Origin of the sequence: Comamonas sp. MYb69 (assembly GCF_037479315.1) — a bacterium.
In the GTDB taxonomy this organism is placed as follows: Bacteria; Pseudomonadota; Gammaproteobacteria; order Burkholderiales; family Burkholderiaceae_C; genus Comamonas.
Window position 1 is genome coordinate 147,597 of sequence record NZ_JBBGZG010000014.1, and the last position, 19,190, is coordinate 166,786.

Annotated in this window: 14 protein-coding genes and 1 pseudogene; 6 read left to right on the forward strand and 9 right to left on the reverse strand. The window is 62.2% G+C overall.

The window, feature by feature from the left end; genetic code table 11:
- Positions 1 to 17 precede the first annotated feature (17 nt).
- From WH303_RS18830 to WH303_RS18850, 5 genes are all read left to right on the forward strand, one after another.
- Positions 18 to 1,037, forward strand: a complete 1,020-nt coding sequence (locus tag WH303_RS18830) for a TRAP transporter substrate-binding protein (RefSeq protein WP_339520341.1) — start codon at positions 18 to 20, stop codon at positions 1,035 to 1,037.
- 36 nt (positions 1,038 to 1,073) lie between these two features.
- Positions 1,074 to 2,960 (forward strand): TRAP transporter large permease, encoded by a 1,887-nt coding sequence (locus WH303_RS18835; RefSeq protein WP_339520343.1) that lies wholly within the window; start codon positions 1,074 to 1,076, stop codon positions 2,958 to 2,960.
- Between the two features lie 120 nt (positions 2,961 to 3,080).
- Positions 3,081 to 3,620: a VOC family protein gene (locus WH303_RS18840; RefSeq protein ID WP_021027048.1), complete on the forward strand. Its 540-nt coding sequence runs from the start codon at positions 3,081 to 3,083 to the stop codon at positions 3,618 to 3,620.
- A 30-nt stretch (positions 3,621 to 3,650) separates the two neighbouring features.
- Positions 3,651 to 4,928, forward strand: coding sequence for a ribulose-bisphosphate carboxylase large subunit family protein (locus WH303_RS18845; RefSeq protein ID WP_339520345.1), 1,278 nt, complete (start codon positions 3,651 to 3,653; stop codon positions 4,926 to 4,928).
- A 9-nt stretch (positions 4,929 to 4,937) separates the two neighbouring features.
- Entirely contained in the window at positions 4,938 to 6,293 is a 1,356-nt protein-coding gene (locus tag WH303_RS18850; protein ID WP_339520347.1) for a four-carbon acid sugar kinase family protein, read from the forward strand.
- Between the two features lie 123 nt (positions 6,294 to 6,416).
- On the opposite strand, the gene WH303_RS18855 is transcribed toward WH303_RS18850, so the two are convergent.
- From WH303_RS18855 to WH303_RS18880, 6 genes are all read right to left on the reverse strand, one after another.
- A complete protein-coding gene (locus WH303_RS18855; RefSeq protein WP_339520349.1) occupies positions 6,417 to 8,720 on the reverse strand; it encodes an NADP-dependent malic enzyme in 2,304 nt (767 codons plus the stop codon).
- A 103-nt stretch (positions 8,721 to 8,823) separates the two neighbouring features.
- Positions 8,824 to 10,311: a nucleobase:cation symporter-2 family protein gene (locus tag WH303_RS18860; protein ID WP_021027045.1), complete on the reverse strand. Its 1,488-nt coding sequence runs from the start codon at positions 10,309 to 10,311 to the stop codon at positions 8,824 to 8,826.
- A 270-nt stretch (positions 10,312 to 10,581) separates the two neighbouring features.
- On the reverse strand, positions 10,582 to 11,853 hold the full coding sequence (locus WH303_RS18865; RefSeq protein WP_339520351.1) for a M20/M25/M40 family metallo-hydrolase: 1,272 nt from the start codon (positions 11,851 to 11,853) through the stop codon (positions 10,582 to 10,584).
- The gene (gene uraD / locus WH303_RS18870; RefSeq protein WP_339520352.1) at positions 11,850 to 13,625 is read right to left on the reverse strand and encodes a 2-oxo-4-hydroxy-4-carboxy-5-ureidoimidazoline decarboxylase; all 1,776 of its coding nucleotides are present in this window, start codon (positions 13,623 to 13,625) and stop codon (positions 11,850 to 11,852) included. The genes WH303_RS18865 and uraD overlap by 4 nt, the downstream gene beginning before the upstream one ends.
- A 67-nt stretch (positions 13,626 to 13,692) precedes the next feature.
- Entirely contained in the window at positions 13,693 to 14,652 is a 960-nt protein-coding gene (gene puuE / locus WH303_RS18875; RefSeq protein WP_339520353.1) for an allantoinase PuuE, read from the reverse strand.
- Positions 14,649 to 15,326 (reverse strand): GntR family transcriptional regulator, encoded by a 678-nt coding sequence (locus tag WH303_RS18880; RefSeq protein ID WP_339520354.1) that lies wholly within the window; start codon positions 15,324 to 15,326, stop codon positions 14,649 to 14,651. Before WH303_RS18880 ends, puuE begins: the two co-directional genes overlap by 4 nt.
- Positions 15,327 to 15,418: 92 nt before the next feature.
- On the opposite strand from WH303_RS18880, the gene uraH reads away from it, so the two are divergent.
- The gene (gene uraH / locus WH303_RS18885; RefSeq protein WP_339520355.1) at positions 15,419 to 15,769 is read left to right on the forward strand and encodes a hydroxyisourate hydrolase; all 351 of its coding nucleotides are present in this window, start codon (positions 15,419 to 15,421) and stop codon (positions 15,767 to 15,769) included.
- Between the two features lie 150 nt (positions 15,770 to 15,919).
- Here the strand turns inward: uraH and WH303_RS18890 are convergent.
- The 3 genes and pseudogenes from WH303_RS18890 to WH303_RS18900 form a co-directional block, all read right to left on the reverse strand.
- Positions 15,920 to 16,942: pseudogene (locus WH303_RS18890) on the reverse strand (IS30 family transposase).
- Between the two features lie 248 nt (positions 16,943 to 17,190).
- A complete protein-coding gene (locus tag WH303_RS18895) occupies positions 17,191 to 17,763 on the reverse strand; it encodes a hypothetical protein (protein ID WP_339520357.1) in 573 nt (190 codons plus the stop codon).
- Positions 17,760 to 19,190 (reverse strand): RHS repeat-associated core domain-containing protein (locus tag WH303_RS18900; protein ID WP_339520359.1); only part of this gene is annotated, 1,431 nt, incomplete at its 5' end. The genes WH303_RS18895 and WH303_RS18900, both read right to left, overlap by 4 nt.

The following is a 19,190-nucleotide window of genomic DNA, read 5'->3' on the forward strand; positions in this document are numbered from 1 at the left end:
AATACTAGGAGACAAGCATGACCGAACTCAGCCGCCGTTCCCTCATCAAGGGACTGACTGCCTTGCCTGCCGCGGGCATGGTGTCGGGCTTTCCATTGATCGCCCGTGCGGCCGAGTTCTCGCTCAAATACGGCAACAACCTGCCGCTCAGCCACCCGCTCAACGTCCGCGCGCAAGAGGCGGCCGACCGTATCCGCAAGGAAACCAATGGCCGCGTTGAGCTGGCCATCTATCCCAACAACCAGCTGGGCGGTGATACCGACATGCTGGCGCAGGTGCGCTCGGGCGGTATCGATTTCTTCACGCCATCGGCGCTGGTGATTGCGACCCTGGTGCCGGCAGCGGCCATCAACGCGGTGGGCTTTGCGTTTACCAACTACGACCAGGTCTGGAAGGCGATGGATGGCCCGCTGGGCGCAATGGTGCGGGCCGAGATTGCCAAGCGCAAGCTCTATGCGTTCGAGAAGATGTGGGACAACGGTTTCCGCCAGACCACCAGCAGCAAGGGCGCGGTGCAAAGCGCCAAGGACATGGATGGCCTCAAGATCCGCGTGCCGGTGAGCCCGATGCCGATTGCGATGTTCAAGGGCCTGGGCGCTGCGCCGGCCAGCCTGCAGTTCTCTGAGGTGTATTCGTCGCTGCAGACGCGGATTGTGGATGCGCAGGAGAACCCGCTGCCCATCATCCAGGTGGCCAAGCTGTACGAGGTGCAGAAGTTCTGCTCGCTGACCAACCATATCTGGGACGGCTACTGGTTCATTGCCAATGGCCGCATGTGGGAGAGCCTGCCAGCCGATCTGAAGAAGATCGTGGCCACGGCGATCAACGATGCCGGCATGGCGCAGCGTGCGGATATCAGCCAGCTCAATGCCTCGGTGCAGGCCGATCTGGCCAGCAAGGGCCTGCAGTTCAACCAGCCCGATGCGGAGAGCTTTCGCGCGGCGCTGCGCAGCTCGGGCTTTTACAAGGATTGGCAAGGCCGCTTTGGCAAGGACGTGTGGAGCCTGCTCGAAGGCGCCGTTGGCAAGCTCGCTTGAGCGCTGCTCTGTTTTACGCCCTGAAAGAGCATTGCCATGTCCCACCCTGCAACCCCCGCGCTGGCGGGGCACTCTGCTGCGCAGCCCGACAACGCCTTGGCCTCGCTCGCGCGTGGCGTTGACCGAGGCCTGGGCGCCATTGTCGAGACGGCGGCCGCTGCCTTGGTGCTGGCCGAAATCATCGTGCTGTTTGCCGGCGTGGTGGCGCGCTATGTGTTTCACCAGCCGCTGGTCTGGTCCGATGAGCTGGCCTCACTGATGTTTCTGTGGCTGTCCATGCTGGGCGCCGTGGTGGCGCTGCGCCGGGGCGAGCACATGCGCATGACGGCCTTTATCAACAACGTGCGGCCGGGCCTGCGCGCGGCGCTGGAGGCCTTTGCGCTGGCCGCATCGCTGGCCTTTTTGCTGATGGTGCTGGGCCCCGCCTACGAGTACGCAGAGGAAGAAGCCTTTATCACCACCCCGGCGATGGAGCTGAGCAATGCCTGGCGGGCCGCTGCGCTGCCGGTGGGCATGGGCCTGATGGCCGTGGTGGCCTTGCTGCGCCTCATGACGCAGACGACCTGGCAAAAGGCGTTGGCGGCGGTGGCCATGGTGGCTGCGCTGGTGCTGCTGTTCTGGCTGTGCCAGCCGCTGTTCAAGAGCCTGGGCAAGTTCAATCTGGTGATCTTTTTTGTGCTGGTGGTGGCGGGCACGGTGTTTGCCGGTGTGCCGATTGCGTTCTCGTTTGCGCTGGCCACCTTTGGCTACCTGGCGCTGACCACGCGCACACCGCTGGTGGTGATGGTGGGCCGGTTGGACGAGGGTATGTCGCATCTCATCATGCTGGCGGTGCCGATGTTCATTTTTCTGGGCTCGCTGATCGAGATGACCGGCATGGCCAAGGCGATGATCCAGTTTCTGGCCAGCCTGCTGGGCCGCGTGCGCGGGGGCCTTTCCTATGTGCTGATTGGCGCGATGTACCTGGTCTCGGGCATTTCCGGATCGAAGGTGGCGGACATGGCCGCCATTGCGCCGGTGCTGTTCCCCGAGATGAAAAAGCGCGGCGCCAAGGAGGGGGATCTGGTCGCGCTGCTGTCAGCGACGGGCGCACAGACCGAGACCATTCCGCCGTCCATCGTGCTGATCACGATTGGCTCGGTCACCGGCATATCGATTGCCGCGCTGTTTACCGGCGGCATGCTGCCTGCCGTGGTGCTGGGCGCTGCGCTGTGCTGCGTCGTGTGGTGGCGTTACCGCAAAGAGGACCTGAGCGGTGTGGAGCGCTTTAGCGGCAAGCAGATTGGCCGCTTGCTGGTGATCGCGCTGCCGGCGCTGGCCTTGCCCTTTGTGATCCGCGCCGCGGTCGTGGAGGGCATTGCGACGGCGACCGAGGTGTCCACCATCGGCGTGGTCTATTCGGTGCTGGTGGGCCTGTTCATCTACCGCTGCTTTGACTGGCGGCGCCTCAAGCCCATGCTGGTGGAGACCGCCTCGCTGTCGGGCGCGATCATGCTGATTGTGGGTTGCGCCACTGGCATGGCCTGGGGGCTGACGCAGTCGGGCTTCTCGTCGGACCTGGCCAAGGCGATGACCAGCATGCCGGGCGGCAGCTGGGGGTTCCTGGCGATCTCCATCGTCTGCTTCATCGTGCTGGGCAGTGTGCTCGAAGGCATCCCCGCCATCGTACTGTTCGGCCCGCTGCTCTTCCCCATTGCCAAGGAGGTGGGCGTGCACGAGGTGCATTACGCGATGGTCGTTATCTTTGCGATGGGCATTGGCCTCTTTGCGCCGCCCTTTGGCGTGGGCTACTACGGCGCCTGCGCGATCAGCAAGGTCAACCCCAACGAGGGCATTCGGCCTATCGGCGGCTACATGCTGGCGCTGTTCGTCGGGCTGCTCTTTGTGGCGGCCATCCCCTGGATTTCTACCGGATTTCTTTAAAGCGGGCTGCGGTCTCAGGGCCCGCTTTTCGGTCTAGGTCTGCATCGCGTGTACCCCACGTGAGGCAGCGCCTATGCAACCAACGCAACAACCAACCCTACAACAAACGAAAGACAAGCTATGAGCCGCTTTTTGGGAGAAATCCGCCAGCTGGGCTATGTGGTCGACGACATCGAGGCCGCAATGAAATACTGGAGCGAGACCTTGGGCGTGGGCCCCTGGTTCTACAACCCGCAGGTGCCCATCGAGAACTACCAGTACGCAGGCGAGCGCTACCAGCCGCACAACTCGGTGGCGCTGGCTAACTCGGGCTTTGTGCAGGTGGAGCTGATTCAGGTGCGCAACGATGTGCCGTCGATGTACCGCGACTTTCTGCGCGCGGGCCGCACGGGCCTGCAGCATGTGGCGTACTGGACCACCGACTACGACGCCGATCTGCAGCGCCTGCTGGCGCAGGGCTTCAAGCCGCAGATGAGTGGCGAGGTGGGCAAGAACGGCCGCTTTATCTACTTTGACACCGAGTACCACCCGGGCACGGTGATCGAGCTGTCCGAAGTGATGGGCCCCAAGGGCAAGATGTTTGATCTGATCCGTGCGGCCTCCCAGGACTGGGACGGCCAGAACCCCGTGCGCCCTTTCCCTGACCTCAACACCCTGTGATGGCCGGCCCGCCCTGGGCCTGGAAATGCGATGAAATCTACCCATTTTGAAGCCAGCTACCTGATCGAGACGCCGCTGGCGCCCGAGGCCGTTGCCGAGGTGATGGCCGGTGAGCAATCCTGCGGCACCTTCACCCGCGTGGCGGGCGAGACCGATGACCTGCGGGCGCGCGCGCGTGCCCAGGTGCTGTCGGTACAAGCGCTGGGCACGGTAGAGCGGCCCAGCCTGCCCAATGCCTGGCTGGAGCGTCAAGGCTATGGCGCGGGCGCCAACTGGCAGCGTGCCCGCGTGCGCATTGCCTTCCCCATCGCCAATGTGGGCGCCAATCTGCCCACCTTGGCCGCCACCGTCAGCGGCAATCTGTATGACCTGGGAGAGGTATCGGGCCTGCGGCTGGAGCGCCTAGACCTGCCGCCGGACTACCGCGACCAGTTCGATCTGCCGACGATGGGCGTGGCCGGCACCCGGCGCAGTATTGGGGCCAGCGCAGGCGCCATGGTGGGCACCATCATCAAGCCGAATGTGGGGCTATCGGCCCAGCAGACGGCCGACCTGGTGCGGCAGCTGTGCGACGCGGGTGTGGACTTTATCAAGGACGATGAGGTATCAGCCAACCCGGCGCATGCACCGCTTGAGGAGCGCATTCCTGCCGTGATGCGCGTGATCCGCGAGCACCGGGAGCGCACCGGCAAATGGGTGATGGTGGCCTTCAACATCACCGATGAGACCAGCGCCATGCTGCGCCATGCCGATCTGGTGCAGCAAGAGGGCGGCAGCTGCGTGATGGCCAGCATCAACTGGTGCGGGCTGTCGGGCATCCAAAGCCTGCGGCGCCACACGCCCTTGGCGCTGCATGCGCACCGCAATGGTTATGGCGCACTGTCGCGCGACCCGATGCTGGGCATGGGCTACCAGGCCTACCAGACCTTGTGGCGCCTGGCCGGGGTGGACCATGTGCATGTGCATGGCTTGCAAGGCAAGTTTGCGCAGCCTGATGCCGAGGTGGTGGAATCCGCACAGGACTGCCAGCGCCGTTTGTCTGCCGCGCAGGATGACTGCGTGCTGCCAGCGTTCTCATCGGGCCAGTGGGCGGGCACGGTGCCTGCCACCTGGGCGGCGCTGCAGAGCGATGACCTGCTGTTCATGTCGGGCGGCGGCATTTTGGCGCACCCCGATGGCCCGGCCGCTGGCGTGGTGAGCATTCGCCAGGCCTGGGCTGCCGTGCGCGAATGCAGCAGCCTGGACGACTATGCCTGGCATGCGCCGGAGCTGGCGCGCGCACTGCAGTTTTTTGGCAAGCGCGGATAGGTAAGCAACATGCTGGACACCTTGCTGCGCGGCAAGCCCGCTGTCGTCTGGTATGGCGATGACTTTACCGGTGCGACCGACACCCTGGCCACGGTGGCGCAGGCGGGCCTGCGGTCTCTGCTTTTTCTGGATGTGCCGACCGAGGCGCAACGGGCCCAGGCCGGGCCCTTGCAGGCCATTGGCATCGCCGGTGCGGCCCGCAGCCTGCCGCCGGCCGTAATGGCCGAGGTGCTGACACCGGTGGCGCAGTTCATGGCCGCCAGCGGCGCGCCGCTGCTGCACTACAAATGCTGCTCCACCTTTGACAGCGCCCCGCATGTGGGTAGCATTGGTGCAGCTGTGGCGGCCTTGCGCAAGGTCGCACCCGCATCGCCAGCGGTCATCGTTGGCGGCCAGCCCAATATTGGGCGCTTTTGCGCCTTTGGCAACCTGTTTGCGCAGGCCGGGCCGGGGGGCGCGGTTCACCGTATTGACCGCCACCCCACCATGCGGCAGCACCCCGTCACTCCTATGGACGAGGCCGATCTGCGCCTGCACCTGGCCAAACAGGGACTGGCCGATATACGGCTGCTGAGCACCCGGCAGCTGGAGCTGGCGGGGGCCGATGCCGACGTGCTGCTGCACTGGATGCAGGCGCAAGAAGGCGCAAGCCCTGTGCCGGATGCCTTGCTGATCGACCTGGTGCACGAAGCCCAGCTGCCGCAGATTGGCGCGTTGCTGTGGGCGCGCGCGCAGCAGTCGCCGTTGCTGGCCGTGGGGCCCAGCGGCGTGGAGCAGTGCCTGATAGCCGGCTGGCGCCAACTGGGATTGTTGGGAGCGCTGCCAGTGGCTGAACCGCTGGCACCCGCGCAGGGCCCGGTGCTGGTGTTGGTGGGCAGCCTGTCGCCGGTATCCAGCCAGCAGATCGCGGCCAGCCAGCAGTTTGATAAGCGGGAGGTGGAGGTGGACCGGCTGTTGGCCGAAGAGGGCTATCTAAGCGCTTGCGCGGTCCAGCTGGCCCAGGGGCTGCACGAGGGGCGCCCTATGCTGGCGCACACCAGCCGACCTGACCAGGTGGTGGACGCTGCCACGACGGCAGCGGTGGCACAGCGCAGTGCGCAATTGGTGGCAGAAACCTTGCGCCTGGTGGCAGCACAAGGCCAGCCCTTGCGGCGCCTGGGCATTGCGGGCGGCGATACCTCCAGCCTGGCGACGCAGGCGCTGGGGCTGTGGGGGCTGGCGTTCCACAGCACCTTGGCGCCCGGGGTGACCTTGAGCGTGGCGCGCAGCGATGATGCGCGCATCGATGGGCTGGAGCTGATGCTCAAAGGCGGCCAGATGGGCGATGCGCAGCTGTTCGACCGGTTGGTGACGGGGGCGGGCTGAGGGGCGCCTGGGCTGCGGTGCAGACGTAAAAAAGCCCCAGGCGCTATGCCTGGGGCTATCTTTTGGTGTGGGGTGCTGTGGCTTGCTGCGCAAGCAAAGGCGCGGCGGGCGCCGCGCCAGCGCTTACTTGCCTTCCTTGCGCGCTTGGGCCTGGGCGGCGACCAGGGCCGTCATGTTGACCACGCGGCGCACGGTGGACGAGGGGGTCAGCACATGGGCGGGTGCCTCGCTGCCCAGCAGGATCGGGCCGATGGTGGTGCCGTGCGAGGCGGTGGTCTTGAGCACATTGAACAGGATGTTGGCGGCATCCAGGTTCGGGCAGATCAGCACATTGGCTTCACCGGTCAGGCTCGACTCGATGAGCGTGCGCTCGCGCACATTTTCGTCCAGCGCGGCGTCGCCATGCATTTCGCCATCGCATTCGATGTCGGGGTTGGCTGCGGCGAACAGGTCACGGGCAGCGCGCATCTTGAGCGCCGACTTGCGGGTGGACGAGCCGTAGTTGCTGTGCGAGAGGAAGGCCACCTTCGGGGGCAGGCCAAAGCGCTGCACCTCTTGCGCGGCAAGCTTGGCGATCTGGGCCAGCTCTTCGGCGGTCGGGTCTTCGTTGATGTAGGTATCCGCGATGAACAGGGTGCGGTTTTCCAGCATCAGCGCGTTCACGGTGGCCAGGCGGTTGGCGTCGGTCTTGTGGCCCAGCACGTCTTCGATATGGCCCAGGTGGCGGTCAAAGCGGCCCATCACGCCGCAGAGCATCGCGTCGGCATCGCCCAGGTGCACCATCAGTGCGGCGATCACGGTGTTGGAGCGGCGCACCGCCGACTTGGCGACCTCAGGCGTGACGCCATTGCGGCCCATCAGCGCGTGGTAGGCCTCCCAGTACTGGCGGAAGCGCGGGTCATCTTCAGGGTTGACGATGTCCACATCCTTGCCCAGTTGCAGGCGCAGGCCGGCCTTGGCAATGCGCGCTTCGATGACGGCGGGGCGGCCGATCAGGATGGGCTTGGCCAGGCCGTCGTCCACCGCCACTTGCACGGCGCGCAGCACGCGGTCATCTTCGCCTTCGGCATAGGCCACGCGTTGCACGTTGGCCTTGGCGGCTGCAAAGACCGGGCGCATGAACATGCTGGTCTGGTAGACGAAGCGGGTGAGGTTCTCACGGTAGGCTTCGATGTCTTCGATCGGGCGTGCTGCCACGCCGGATTCTTGTGCAGCCTTGGCCACGGCGGGTGCAATGCGCAGGATCAGGCGCGTATCGAACGGGGTGGGGATCAGGTAGTCGGGGCCGAACTTCAGCTCCTTGCCCTGGTAGGCGGCGGCCACTTCGTCGCTCACGTCCTGCTTGGCCAGGGCGGCGATTTCGCGCACGCAGGCCAGCTTCATCGCTTCGGTGATCTTGCTGGCGCCGCAGTCAAGCGCGCCACGGAAGATGTAGGGGAAGCACAGCACGTTGTTGACCTGGTTCGGGTAGTCCGAACGGCCGGTGGCGATGATGCAATCGGGGCGAACGGCCTTGGCCAGCTCGGGGCGGATTTCTGGCTCGGGGTTGGCCAGCGCCAGGATGATCGGCTTGTCGGCCATGGTCTTGACCATGTCGGCGGTCAGCACGCCGGGAGCCGAGCAGCCCAGGAACACATCCGCGCCGTTGACCACGTCGGCCAAGGTGCGGGCCTCGGTCTTTTGCGCGTAGCGCGCCTTGGAGGCGTCCAGGTTGCCGGGGCGGCCTTCGTAGATCACGCCCTTGGAGTCCACCATGAAGATGTTCTCGCGCTTGACGCCCAGGCCCACCATCACATCGACGCAGGCAATGGCGGCGGCACCGGCGCCGGAGACGGCGATCTTGACATTGCCGATCTGCTTGTTGACCAGCTCCAGGCCGTTGAGCAGTGCAGCGCTGGAGATGATGGCCGTGCCGTGCTGGTCGTCATGGAACACCGGAATGTTCATGCGCTTGGACAGCTCTTGCTCGATGTAGAAGCACTCGGGTGCCTTGATGTCTTCGAGGTTGATGCCGCCCAGCGTGGGCTCGAGGCTGGCGATGATGTCGATCAGCTTGTCCGGATCGCGCTCGGCCAGTTCGATGTCGAACACATCGACGCCGGCAAACTTCTTGAACAAACAGCCCTTGCCTTCCATCACCGGCTTGCTGGCCAGCGGGCCGATATCGCCCAGACCCAGCACGGCGGTGCCGTTGGTGATCACGCCCACCAGGTTGCCGCGCGAGGTGTAGTCTGCAGCCAGGCTGGGATCGGCTTCGATGTCCAGGCAAGGGTAGGCCACGCCTGGCGAATAGGCCAGCGACAGGTCACGCTGGTTGGACAGCGGCTTGGTCGGGGTGACGGAGATCTTGCCCTTGCTGGGGCTGCGGTGGTATTCGAGTGCGGCTTCGCGCAGTGCCTGTTCGGCGGCGGACAGTTGTTGTGCCATAAGAGTGAATCAATCCAGAGTGAACCAAGCTGATGATAAAGGCGCAGGCCCACCCCTATGGGGCAGTGGGCCTAAGTTTCGATGCTGCACCGCAGCAATCTTGTCAGTGGGCATCTGCTTGCTGCGCAGCCTTGATGATCTGGGCCTGGTCGAGTTTGGCGCCGTTGAAAAACAGGTTCAGCGCGACGGCACAGATGGAGGCCAGCAGGATGCCCGATTCGATCAGCGGGTGGATGGCGTGGGGCATCCATTGGCGGAACTGCGGTGCAATCAGCGGAATCATGCCCACGCCAATGGACACGGCAACGACCATGGCGTTGTAGCGGTTATGGCGGAAATCCACATTTGACAGGATACGGATGCCGGTGGCGGCCACCATACCGAACATGACCAGGCCCGCGCCGCCCAGCACCATCGTGGGCAGCGATTCGACCAGCGCGCCCAGCTTGGGCAGCACACCCAGAATGATCAGGATAAAGCCGCCGGCCACGCAGACAAAGCGGCTTTGGATGCCGGTGACTGCGACCAGGCCGACGTTTTGCGAGAAGCTGGTGTAGGGGAAGGTGTTGAAGATGCCACCCAGCAAGGTGCCCAGGCCATCGGTGCGCAGGCCCCGGGTCAGGTCGGCGGGGGTCACTTCCTTGTTGGTCATGTCGCCCAGTGCCAGGAACATGCCCACCGATTCGATCATCACGACGACCATCACCAGAGTCATGGTCAGGATCAGGATGGGATCGAACACCGGCATCGCGATCTCGAACGGCATGACAAAGTCAAACCACTCGGCATGCGCCACTTTTTCATAGGTCATCAGGCCCATGGCCGAGGCCACGATGGCGCCGATGACAATGCCGGCCAGCACCGCGATATTGGCCATAAAGCCCTTGGCGAACTTGGTGATCAGCAGGATGGAGACCAGCACCAGCGCGGAGATGCCAACGCCGCTCAGGTCCGCATAGCGGGGGTTGGGCACGGACGGCAGGATGGCCAAGCCGTGTGGGATGGGTGGCAGCGCCGAGCCGGGTGCGCCGGCGGCCATCTGGGCGCTTTGCAGCCATTTGACATGCTCGGGGTTGGGCACGGAAGGCGCCGTGGGGCCCACCGGGTTGCCAAAGATCCAGTTGATGCCCACGCGCATCAGGCTGATGCCAATCACCGTGATGATGGTGCCGGTGACGACCGGCGGGAAGAACCGCAGCATGCGGCTGACCAGCGGTGAGATCAGGATCGATATGACCCCCGCACCGATGACCGAGCCAAAGATGAGGCCTGCGCCATAGACGCCTCCTGTGGTCTGCGCCATCGAGATCATCGGCGCCACGCTGGCAAAGGTCACGCCCATCATCACCGGCAGCTTGATGCCAAACCAGCGGGTCGCTCCCCAGGCCTGGATCAGGGTGACCAGACCGCAGACGAAGAGATCAGCCGATATCAGCTTCGCTATCTGGTGGGAATCGAGGTTGAGTGCGCGCCCTACTATCAGCGGCACCGCCACGGCCCCCGCATACATGACCAGCACATGCTGCAAGCCCAAGGTGGTGAGGCGCCCCAGGGGCAGCACCTGGTCGACGGGGTGTTTGTCAGACTGCATCTTTATCACTCCTCATGCGGGGAATTTCTGACCAGAAAAGCCAGTGTTATGTCTTAAAAATCCATACAAAAAGTGTATACACATGCGCTGATGGCGCACCCCCCTGATTACCCTCAAGCCGCCACCATGCGATGGGGAGTGGCCGGTTGGATGCGCGTGGCTCGTTCACAAAAATGCCTGCCGCCCCATGCAAAACCGCCCCCAGGCGCGGGGCCTGGGGGCGGTGGATGCAAAAACAGGTGAGGCGGCGCAGCCGGGCGCCGCGTTGGATCAGGCCAACAGATCGACCAGCGAGCGGGCGATGACCTTGGTGGCGCGGCGCAGGTCTTCCAGGTCCAGGCGCTCGTCGGCGCGCTTGGCATGGCTCTCCAGCACGGTGCGGGGGCCAGCGCCGTAGATCACGCCGGGAATGCCGCGCTCCACATAGAGGCGCACATCGGTGTAGAGCGGCGTGCCCACAGCCGGGGGCTTCTCGCCAAACACGGCTTCGCCATGGGCCTGGATGGCATCGACCAGCGGCTGGTTGCCGGCCAGCGGCGTCATCGCATTGGCCAGCAGCAGGCGCTTGATGTCGATGCGCACGGCGTCGTCACCTTGGTAGCCGCGCTCGTTGTTGAAGCGCTCCACCGCCTTGGCAATCACCTGGCGGATATGGGCTTCGACCTCGACCGGGTTTTCCTCGGGGATCATGCGGCGGTCGATCTTGAGCAGCACCTTGCCCGGGATCACATTGGTGTTGGTGCCCCCTTCAATGCGGCCAATGTTCAGGTAAGGGTGCTTGATGCCTTCGACCTTAGAGCAGACCTTTTGGTAGGCGGTGTTTTCCGCATACAGGTCGTTCATGATCGCCACGGTGGCCTGCAGCGCATCCACCCCGGTGTGCGGCACGGCGGCATGGGCCATCTTGCCGTGCACGGTGATCTCCATCTGCAGGCAGCCGTTGTGGGCGACGACCACCTCATAGCTGAAGCCGGCAGCGACCATCAGGTCGGGTTTGGTCAGGCCTTTTTCCAGCAACCAGCCGGGGCCCAGCAGGCCGCCAAACTCTTCGTCGTAGGTAAAGTGCAGCTCCACCGCGCCCCGGCTGGGCTTGGCCACGGCCTCCAGTGCGCGCAAGGCGTAGGTGAAGGTGGAGAAATCGCACTTGCTCACTGCAGCAGCGCGGCCATAGAGCTTGCCGTCAACAATGCGGGCGCCATAGGGGTCATGGCTCCAGCCCTCGCCGGGCGGCACCACATCGCCATGGGCGTTGAGTGCAATGGTGCGGCCCGAGCCGGCTGCGCCAAAGGGGCGGCGCACGATCAGGTTGGTGATCGAGGTCATGCCGTAGGCTTCGACATCGGCCTGGGGCACTTCATGCTTTTCAGCGGTGTAGCCCATGGCCTGCAGCAGTTCGGCGGTGCGCTCGGCATGGGGCGTGTTGTCGCCCGGTGGCGTGTCGGTAGGCACTTGCACCAGCTTCTGGAAGAACTGCACCTGCTCGTCAAAGTGCTGGTCAATCCACTGGTCCAGGGCGGCGTAGGTGGCGTGGTTCGTGGTCATACGGTTTCGTTTTCTAGTTGTTGAAGGACATGGCTGAAGCTGTCGATTGCCAGCTGCATGTCATCGGCGGTCGAGGACTCCAGCGGGTTGTGGCTGATGCCGCTGTTGATGCCGCGCACAAAGAGCATGGCCTGGGGCATGATCTCGTGCAGCTTCATCGCATCATGGCCGGCGCCGCTGGGCATGCGGAACAGCGGCACGCCCTGGGCGGCCACGGCCTTTTCCCAGCGCTGCTGCCAGGCGGCGGCACTGGGGGCGGCAGCGGCCTGCATGGTTTGCTCGGCGCGGTAGCGCAGGCCGCGCTTGTGCGCAATCGCCTCCAATTGGCCCATCACATCGCGCACCAGCGCGTCGCGCTGCGGATCGGTGGGGGCGCGCATGTCGATGCTGAACTTGCACTGGCCGGGTACGACGTTGATCGAGCCGCTGGGCACTTCGAGCATGCCGACGGTGGCGACCGAATCGCCATCTTGCGCGGCGCGCTGCTCGGCATACAGCATCAGCTCGGCCACGCCACAGGCGGCATCGCGGCGGCGGTCCATCGGCGTGGTGCCGGCATGGCTGGCCATGCCCACCATTTCGCAGACATAGCGCGAGCTGCCATTGATCGAGGTGACGATGCCCAGCGGAATATCCAGCTCGGTCAGCACCGGGCCCTGCTCGATGTGTACCTCGATAAAGCCGAGGTACTGCGAGGCATCGCGCTGGATCTTGGGGATGTCGTCAATGCACAGGCCGGCGTGCTGCATGGCTTCGCGCATGGTGATGCCATCGGCATCGGCCTGGTCCAGCCACTGCGGGTTGAAGTGGCCGATCAATGCGCCCGAGCCCAGGAAGGTGGCCTTGTAGCGCTGGCCTTCTTCCTCGGCAAAGGCCACCACTTCGATACCGAAGGGCATGCGCTTGCCGGCGCGGTGCAGCTCACGCACACAGGCCATCGGCACAAAGATGCCCAGGCGCCCGTCGTACTTGCCGCCGTTGCGCACGGTGTCGTAATGGCTGCCGGTCAGCAGGTACTTGCCGCCCTCTTGCACGGGGCGGTAGCGGCCCACGACGTTGCCGACCGCATCGATCTCGACCTCGTCAAAGCCGCTGTCGCGCATCCAGTGGCTGATGCGCTGGGCGCAGGCGCGGTGGGCATCGGTCAGGTAGGTGACGGTGAGCTGGCCTTTTTCGGCAAAGCCTTCGTCGCTGTGCTGGGCCAGGCGCTCCTGCCAGTCCCAGACGTCATTGCCCAGCACCGGCTCATAGCCGAACTTGTCGTTCAGGCGGATCTCGGCAATGCGGTGGATATTGCGCAGCGCCTCGTTGCGCTCGAAATCGGGGTGGTGGTTCAGGCGCCGCGCAAAGGTGGCGATGATCTCCTGCTTGGCCAGGCCCAGGCCCCGTGGCCCGCGCACCGCCAGGATGAACGGAAAACCAAAGCGGGCGTTGTAGTCCGCATTGAGCTGCTGGATCTGCGCAAACTCCTCGGGCGTGCACTGGGTGAGACCGGCGCGGTTTTGCTCCAGCGTGGACTCTGCCGTCAAGGTGTTGGCCACCATGGCCTTGCCCGCCAGCTCCGGGTGGGCGCGGATCAGGGCCAGCTGCGCATCGACCGGGGCCTGGGCCAGCACGCGCACCATCGCGTGCTTGAGCTGGGCGAGCGAGGCAAAGGGCCGCTGGGCCAGCGCGGCTTGGGCAATCCAGGGCGAGTGCTCGTACAGCCCATCGAGCATGACCAGCGCCGTATCGGGCGTGGCTTGGTTGAGTTGTTCCAGGGTCAGGGCCATGTGTTTCCTATCGAATGGATGGAGTACTAGCGCTTCTTTTCGCTCGGGCGCGGCGCTGTGTCATCTTTCAAAGCGTGGGGGCGGGAAAGTGCTCGGCCCAGTGGCGGGCAATGTCGATGCGGCGGCAGACCCAGACGTTCTGGTGCTGCTGGATATGGTCCAAAAAGCGCTGCAGTGCGGTGATGCGGCCCGGGCGGCCCAGCAGGCGGCAGTGCATGCCGATGCTCATCATCTTGGGGCGGTTCTCGCCGGCCGGGTCGCCTTCGGCGTACAGCACATCAAAGCTGTCCTTGAGGTACTGGAAGAAGGGATCGGCATGCGAGTAGCCCTGGGGCAGCGCAAAGCGCATGTCGTTGCAGTCCAGGGTGTAGGGAACGATCAGCTGGTGCGCGGCGCTGCCATCGCTCTTGCCGACCTTCATCCAGAAGGGCAGGTCGTCGCCGTAGTAGTCGCTGTCATAGGTAAAGCCACCAAAGTCGGCCACCAGGCGGTGGGTGTTGGGGCTGTCGCGGCCGGTGTACCAACCCAGGCCGTGGGTGCTGCGGCTGCCGTAGAGGCTGTGGAAGATGTCCATCGCCTGCTGCATATGGGCGCGCTCGACCTCTTCGGGCGTATTTTGGTAATGCACCCATTTGAGGCCGTGGCAGGCCACCTCATGGCCCAGATCGGAAAACGCCTGAGCCAGCTCGCGGTGGCGCTGCAGGGCCGAGGCCACGCCAAACACCGTCAGCGGCAGGCCGCGCTTTTCAAACTCGCGCAGCAGGCGCCAGACGCCGGCGCGCGAGCCGTACTCATAGATACCATCCATGCTCATGTGGCGATCCGGGTAGGAGGCCGGGTTGAACATTTCCGAGAGGAACTGCTCGCTGCCCGGGTCGCCGTGCAGCACATGGTTTTCACCGCCTTCCTCGTAGTTCAGCACAAACTGCACCGCAATGCGTGCGCCCTGGGGCCACTGGGCATGGGGCAGATCGCGGCCGTAGCCGATCAGGTCGCGGGGGTAGGGGGTGGTAGCGTCGTAGGTCATAGCGTGATCGAGGACAGAGCCATGGATAAATCGTTGCTGGGAATCTCGCGTTCGAACTGCAGGCCTTGCTCCACATGCTCCAGGTGCGCGATCATCAGCTGCACTGCGCCTTCGGCATCCTTGCGGGCAAGGGCCTGCACAATCTCTTCGTGCTCCTCATGGGAGTGGGCGGCGGCGCTGGCCGACTGGTACATCAAGGTGATCAGCGCGCAGCGCGAGATCAGATCGCCCAGCAGTTGGGCCAGCACTTCGTTGCCCATCAGCTCGGCCATGCGCACATGGAAGTCGCCCAAGAGTTCGGTGCGCTCGGTGACATCGGCGCGGTGCACGGCGGCGGCCTCTTGCCGCACATGCTCGCGCAGGACCTTGATCTGCTTGGGCGTGACGGTCTCGACAAAGCTGCGGGTCATCTGCGCTTCGAGCATCTTGCGCACGGCAAAGACCTGGCGCGCTTCGGTGACGGACGGGGTGGACACAAAGGCGCCGCGTGCGGGCTCCAGCGTGACCAGGTGGTTTTGCGACAGCTGGAACAGCGCCTGGCGCACGAGGGTGCGCGATACGCCAAAGTGGTCGGCGAGTTTTTGCTCGGCCAGCTTGGTGCCCGGCAGCAACCGGTGCTCGACGATGGCACGGGTCAGGGCTTGGGCAATGGTGGACGTTGAGGTGGATTCCATGTCAGGATAGTAGGCCGAATGACAAAAAGTGTATACACTTTTAGTGCACATCACCAGTCCGATCTTACCCAGAATCATCAGGAGATTTACCTATGGGCCTGAGCACCCACGTTCTCGACACGATGCACGGCTGCCCCGCTGCGGGCATGGACATTGCGCTGTACGCCACCGATGGCGGCGAAGCTCGCCTCATCCGCCGCGAAACCCTGAACCACGACGGACGCACCGAGACCCCGTTGTTTGACAATGCGACGCTGCGCCCCGGCACCTACCGCCTGAGCTTTGAGGTGGCAGCCTACTTTGCGGCCAAGGGCGTGGAGCTGCCCAGCCCCAACTTTTTGAACCAGGTGAACCTGGACTTTGGCGTGGCCCATGCCGACCAGCACTACCACGTGCCGCTGCTGGTCAGCCCCTGGAGCTATTCGACGTACCGGGGGTCTTGAGGCGGGCGAGGGAGCTTAGGGAATTCTGCCGATTCCTTTCCTTTAGGTATCGATGCGGTGTCAGGCGACCCGCTTCGTTGCCTGCCTGGTGAATGGCTGGGCGGTCTCAAACTTGAACTGCAACACCCCCTGATTGAGATTAGTTCAGAGTCAGTGACTGCTAGCGTCTTTGCGCTGTGCAATTGCCTGCATGAACTGCTGGAATGCTTGGTACGGAGATTTCCAGCCCAGCGTTTGGCGCGGCCTGTTGTTGAGCATATCGGCAATCGAGTCCAGCGCATCTTGGTCATGGACACTGAGGTCCTTTCCTTTGGGAAGGAACTGGCGCAGCAATCCGTTGGTGTTCTCGCAACTGCCCCGCTGCCAGGGACTGTGCGGATCACAGAAGTAGACCCGAACTCCGGTTGCCTTGGTGTGCTCCCGGTGGCGTGCCATCTCCTTACCCTGATCGTAGGTGAGCGTCTGGCGCATGGGTTGGGCTACTTGATTGAGCTTGGCCGTGAATGCAGCCAAAGCCGATTGAGCTGTGGCATCAGGCATGCGGCAAAGTAGCACCAGGCGCGTGCTGCGCTCGACCAGCACACCGACTGCAGACTGATTGCCCGCGCCCCTGATCAGATCCCCCTCCCAATGACCGGGCATCAGCCGGTCATCTACCTGGGGGGAGCGCACATGAATGCTCACCATGTCGGGGATCTGACCGCGCCGATCTTGCCCTGCTGTGCGAGGTCTGCGGCCACTGCGCCCCCAGCGCAGCAACGCAATCAACTGCTTCTTGAGCTCGCCACGGGGATATGCATAGATTGCGTTGTAGATCGTCTCATGGGACACATGCTAGCTAGGATCAACTGGATGCATGCTCTGTAGTGTGTGGGCAATTTGCTGGGGAGACCAACGCCAGAGCAAAAGATGACAGACGACGTGCCACAGAGCGCCATCGGGGTGCAGCTTGGGCAAAGGCCGAGAAGAAATGCGGCGGGCGTCACAGAATGCCTGGGCAGGCCTGCAGGCATAGCCATGGGCAGCCGAGCCATTGCGGGCGAGTTCACGGCAGATGGTGCTGGGGCTGCGCCCAAGCAGCCGGGCAATGGCTCGTTGGCTAACACCCTGCTGCACCAGCGATGCAAGGGTCAGGCGATCTTCTGGCTGTAAGTGCGTATATCGTGAAGTCATCTGTGCAAGTTACCTGAGGTTCAGGTGTTGCACTTCGGATTTGAGATCGCCTTGTATAAACCTGCTATTTCTCCTGAGGTGATTTTATCTTGGAAGACACTTGCAGCTATTTTACTTAATCTTATCTCTCTTTCACTTATGACGTAAGCAGAAGCGGAGTTCATAAAAATAAAACAATAAAAACATAGAGAATTCTCACTGTATAACTTTCATATAGCAAATGTACGCATATTGCGTTTGTAAGACGCCTATGGAGCAACTTCTATTTGGGGGTAGCATGTATAAGATTCCTTGCTCTCAGGAAGACTCGCTTTGAGCCGCATGTGGGTGGGGTTATATTCTTTGAATAACTTCAATAGCCCGGCATCCGCCGTTCCAATCATAATCATATCATCGTCAATATTCCTAGCGAAAACTTGGCTGCGATATAAGATTTGATCGCGAAGTATTTTATTTGAATATAGTTTTGAATCCTGCGTTAAAAAGGCATTTTTTGTTGAAAAATTAATAAGCTTTTCTAAGTTTCCATTTTGTTTGGGTGTCGATTTTAAGTTCATGGTGCCAATTGATATGGAAATACCTAGGCCAACGCTGGTGAATTTTTTATCCTTGTAAAATCCCAGCTCCATGCTCCAAATATATTCTGGATGAGATTTTTTATACCATTCCCAATATTCTTTCTTCTTAATAATTGGAAAACCTGCAGCAAACCCATTTTCATAATAAATTGCATCGCATTTACTTGAAATGGTTTCATTATTAGCAATAGCATTGGCGCACAATAACGCAACTATGAAAATCAAATTTCTTTTTAATATCATTTTCTTGATCCTTTTCTATTTCTTAAAATTTTTGCTGCCGCATCAGCATAATCTGTGACATCTGCAGTTGCAGCGTTCCCGGCACTTTCCAATTCCGGGAAATATGCAGGAGAATCACATGAGTATCCAGATGGGATTTCAGAGGTTTTCCAAGGCCGATCGCTTGGCATGTAGTTAGATGCATTTTTAACATCTCGACCAGGCTCCTTATCTTTTGCAGTGCATGACAGGTTGCTTTTGCTCCATTTTTTACAGTACTGTGTGTAATCGTAAGGACTCAACTCCTGCCACGGCTTTTTACCGTTTGCCGCTCCCCCAATTTCATATTGGGGCAAGGATATTGTTTTGGCTGTCTGAATGTCCAGGTCGACCTGTGGGTAGGTTTGATCGAATAATAGAGATGCCTTTTGCGAGCCGCCGTTCCTTCTTCCTATCGAAACTTTCTGCAGTCCTATCGAGTCGTAAAATGAAATTGGATTTATGGGATATGCATAGATATTAAATCCCCCAGCCAGACGAATGGGATCTTGATTAATATATCTACCCATCCTCGACTCATAATACCGATACCTGTTGTAATAGAGCCCCGTATCCGCATCCGCATGCTGCCCTGGCAGCCTGATCGGCTGGTACAGCCCGCTGGGGTTATGCTTCACCCGCACATTGCCCCAGGCGTCTAGTTGCACCGCCCACTCCACGTGGGTGTCTTCCCGGATCAGTGCATGGGGCGTGCCCAGGTGGTCGCACAGGTAATGCCGTATCTCGATGCTTTGCGCCGCTTCCTCGCGCTGGCTGGTCACCGTCTGCTCCAGCTCCTGGAACTGCTCGAACATAAAGCGCTGCACATCTGGGGGCATCGCCTGGATGGCGATGTTGTGCTGCATGGAGGCATTCATCGCTTTGATATCGGAGAGCACACCGCGCAGGGCGTCTTGCACCAGGCCGGGCTGGGTGTTGGACAGCAGCTGGTCGGCCAGATCTGGCGGGGCCTTGGTTGCGCGTCGCAGCTGGATGAGCGGGGTAAAGCTGCCGGGCTCGTAGATGGTGTGGATGATTTCGGGCTGGGCTGCGCCGTTGTTGTCTTGGTTATTGGTAGCGTTGAACCGCTCGGTGTGCACGAGCCGGTCACCGTCCCAGCCAAAGTAGTCGGTGCCGCTCTCGTGGCTGGCTGCTGAGTTGGCGGGGTGGTTGTATTTGGCCAGGCGCCTGCCAAACGCGTCATAGCGGTAGTGCTGCAGGTGGTGTTTGCCGCTTTCTTGCACCTGTACCTGCACGAGCTGGTTGCCGGTGTCCCAGTACAGGTCCATCTGGCGGCCGGTGGTCTCATCCAGGCTTTGGATTCGGTTGCCACGGCTGTCGTAGCGGTAGTGGGTTTTGGCGCCCTGGCTGCTTTTGTCTTCGCTGTTTTCGTAATAGGCCACGCGGTT

Coding starts and splice junctions, on each gene's coding strand:
- WH303_RS18830 (WP_339520341.1), top strand. CDS start 18: ATGACCGAACTCAGCCGCCGTTCCCTCATCAAGGGACTGACTGCCTTG.
- WH303_RS18835 (WP_339520343.1), top strand. CDS start 1,074: ATGTCCCACCCTGCAACCCCCGCGCTGGCGGGGCACTCTGCTGCGCAG.
- WH303_RS18840 (WP_021027048.1), top strand. CDS start 3,081: ATGAGCCGCTTTTTGGGAGAAATCCGCCAGCTGGGCTATGTGGTCGAC.
- WH303_RS18845 (WP_339520345.1), top strand. CDS start 3,651: ATGAAATCTACCCATTTTGAAGCCAGCTACCTGATCGAGACGCCGCTG.
- WH303_RS18850 (WP_339520347.1), top strand. CDS start 4,938: ATGCTGGACACCTTGCTGCGCGGCAAGCCCGCTGTCGTCTGGTATGGC.
- WH303_RS18855 (WP_339520349.1), bottom strand. CDS start 8,720: ATGGCACAACAACTGTCCGCCGCCGAACAGGCACTGCGCGAAGCCGCA.
- WH303_RS18860 (WP_021027045.1), bottom strand. CDS start 10,311: ATGCAGTCTGACAAACACCCCGTCGACCAGGTGCTGCCCCTGGGGCGC.
- WH303_RS18865 (WP_339520351.1), bottom strand. CDS start 11,853: ATGACCACGAACCACGCCACCTACGCCGCCCTGGACCAGTGGATTGAC.
- uraD (WP_339520352.1), bottom strand. CDS start 13,625: ATGGCCCTGACCCTGGAACAACTCAACCAAGCCACGCCCGATACGGCG.
- puuE (WP_339520353.1), bottom strand. CDS start 14,652: ATGACCTACGACGCTACCACCCCCTACCCCCGCGACCTGATCGGCTAC.
- WH303_RS18880 (WP_339520354.1), bottom strand. CDS start 15,326: ATGGAATCCACCTCAACGTCCACCATTGCCCAAGCCCTGACCCGTGCC.
- uraH (WP_339520355.1), top strand. CDS start 15,419: ATGGGCCTGAGCACCCACGTTCTCGACACGATGCACGGCTGCCCCGCT.
- WH303_RS18895 (WP_339520357.1), bottom strand. CDS start 17,763: ATGATATTAAAAAGAAATTTGATTTTCATAGTTGCGTTATTGTGCGCC.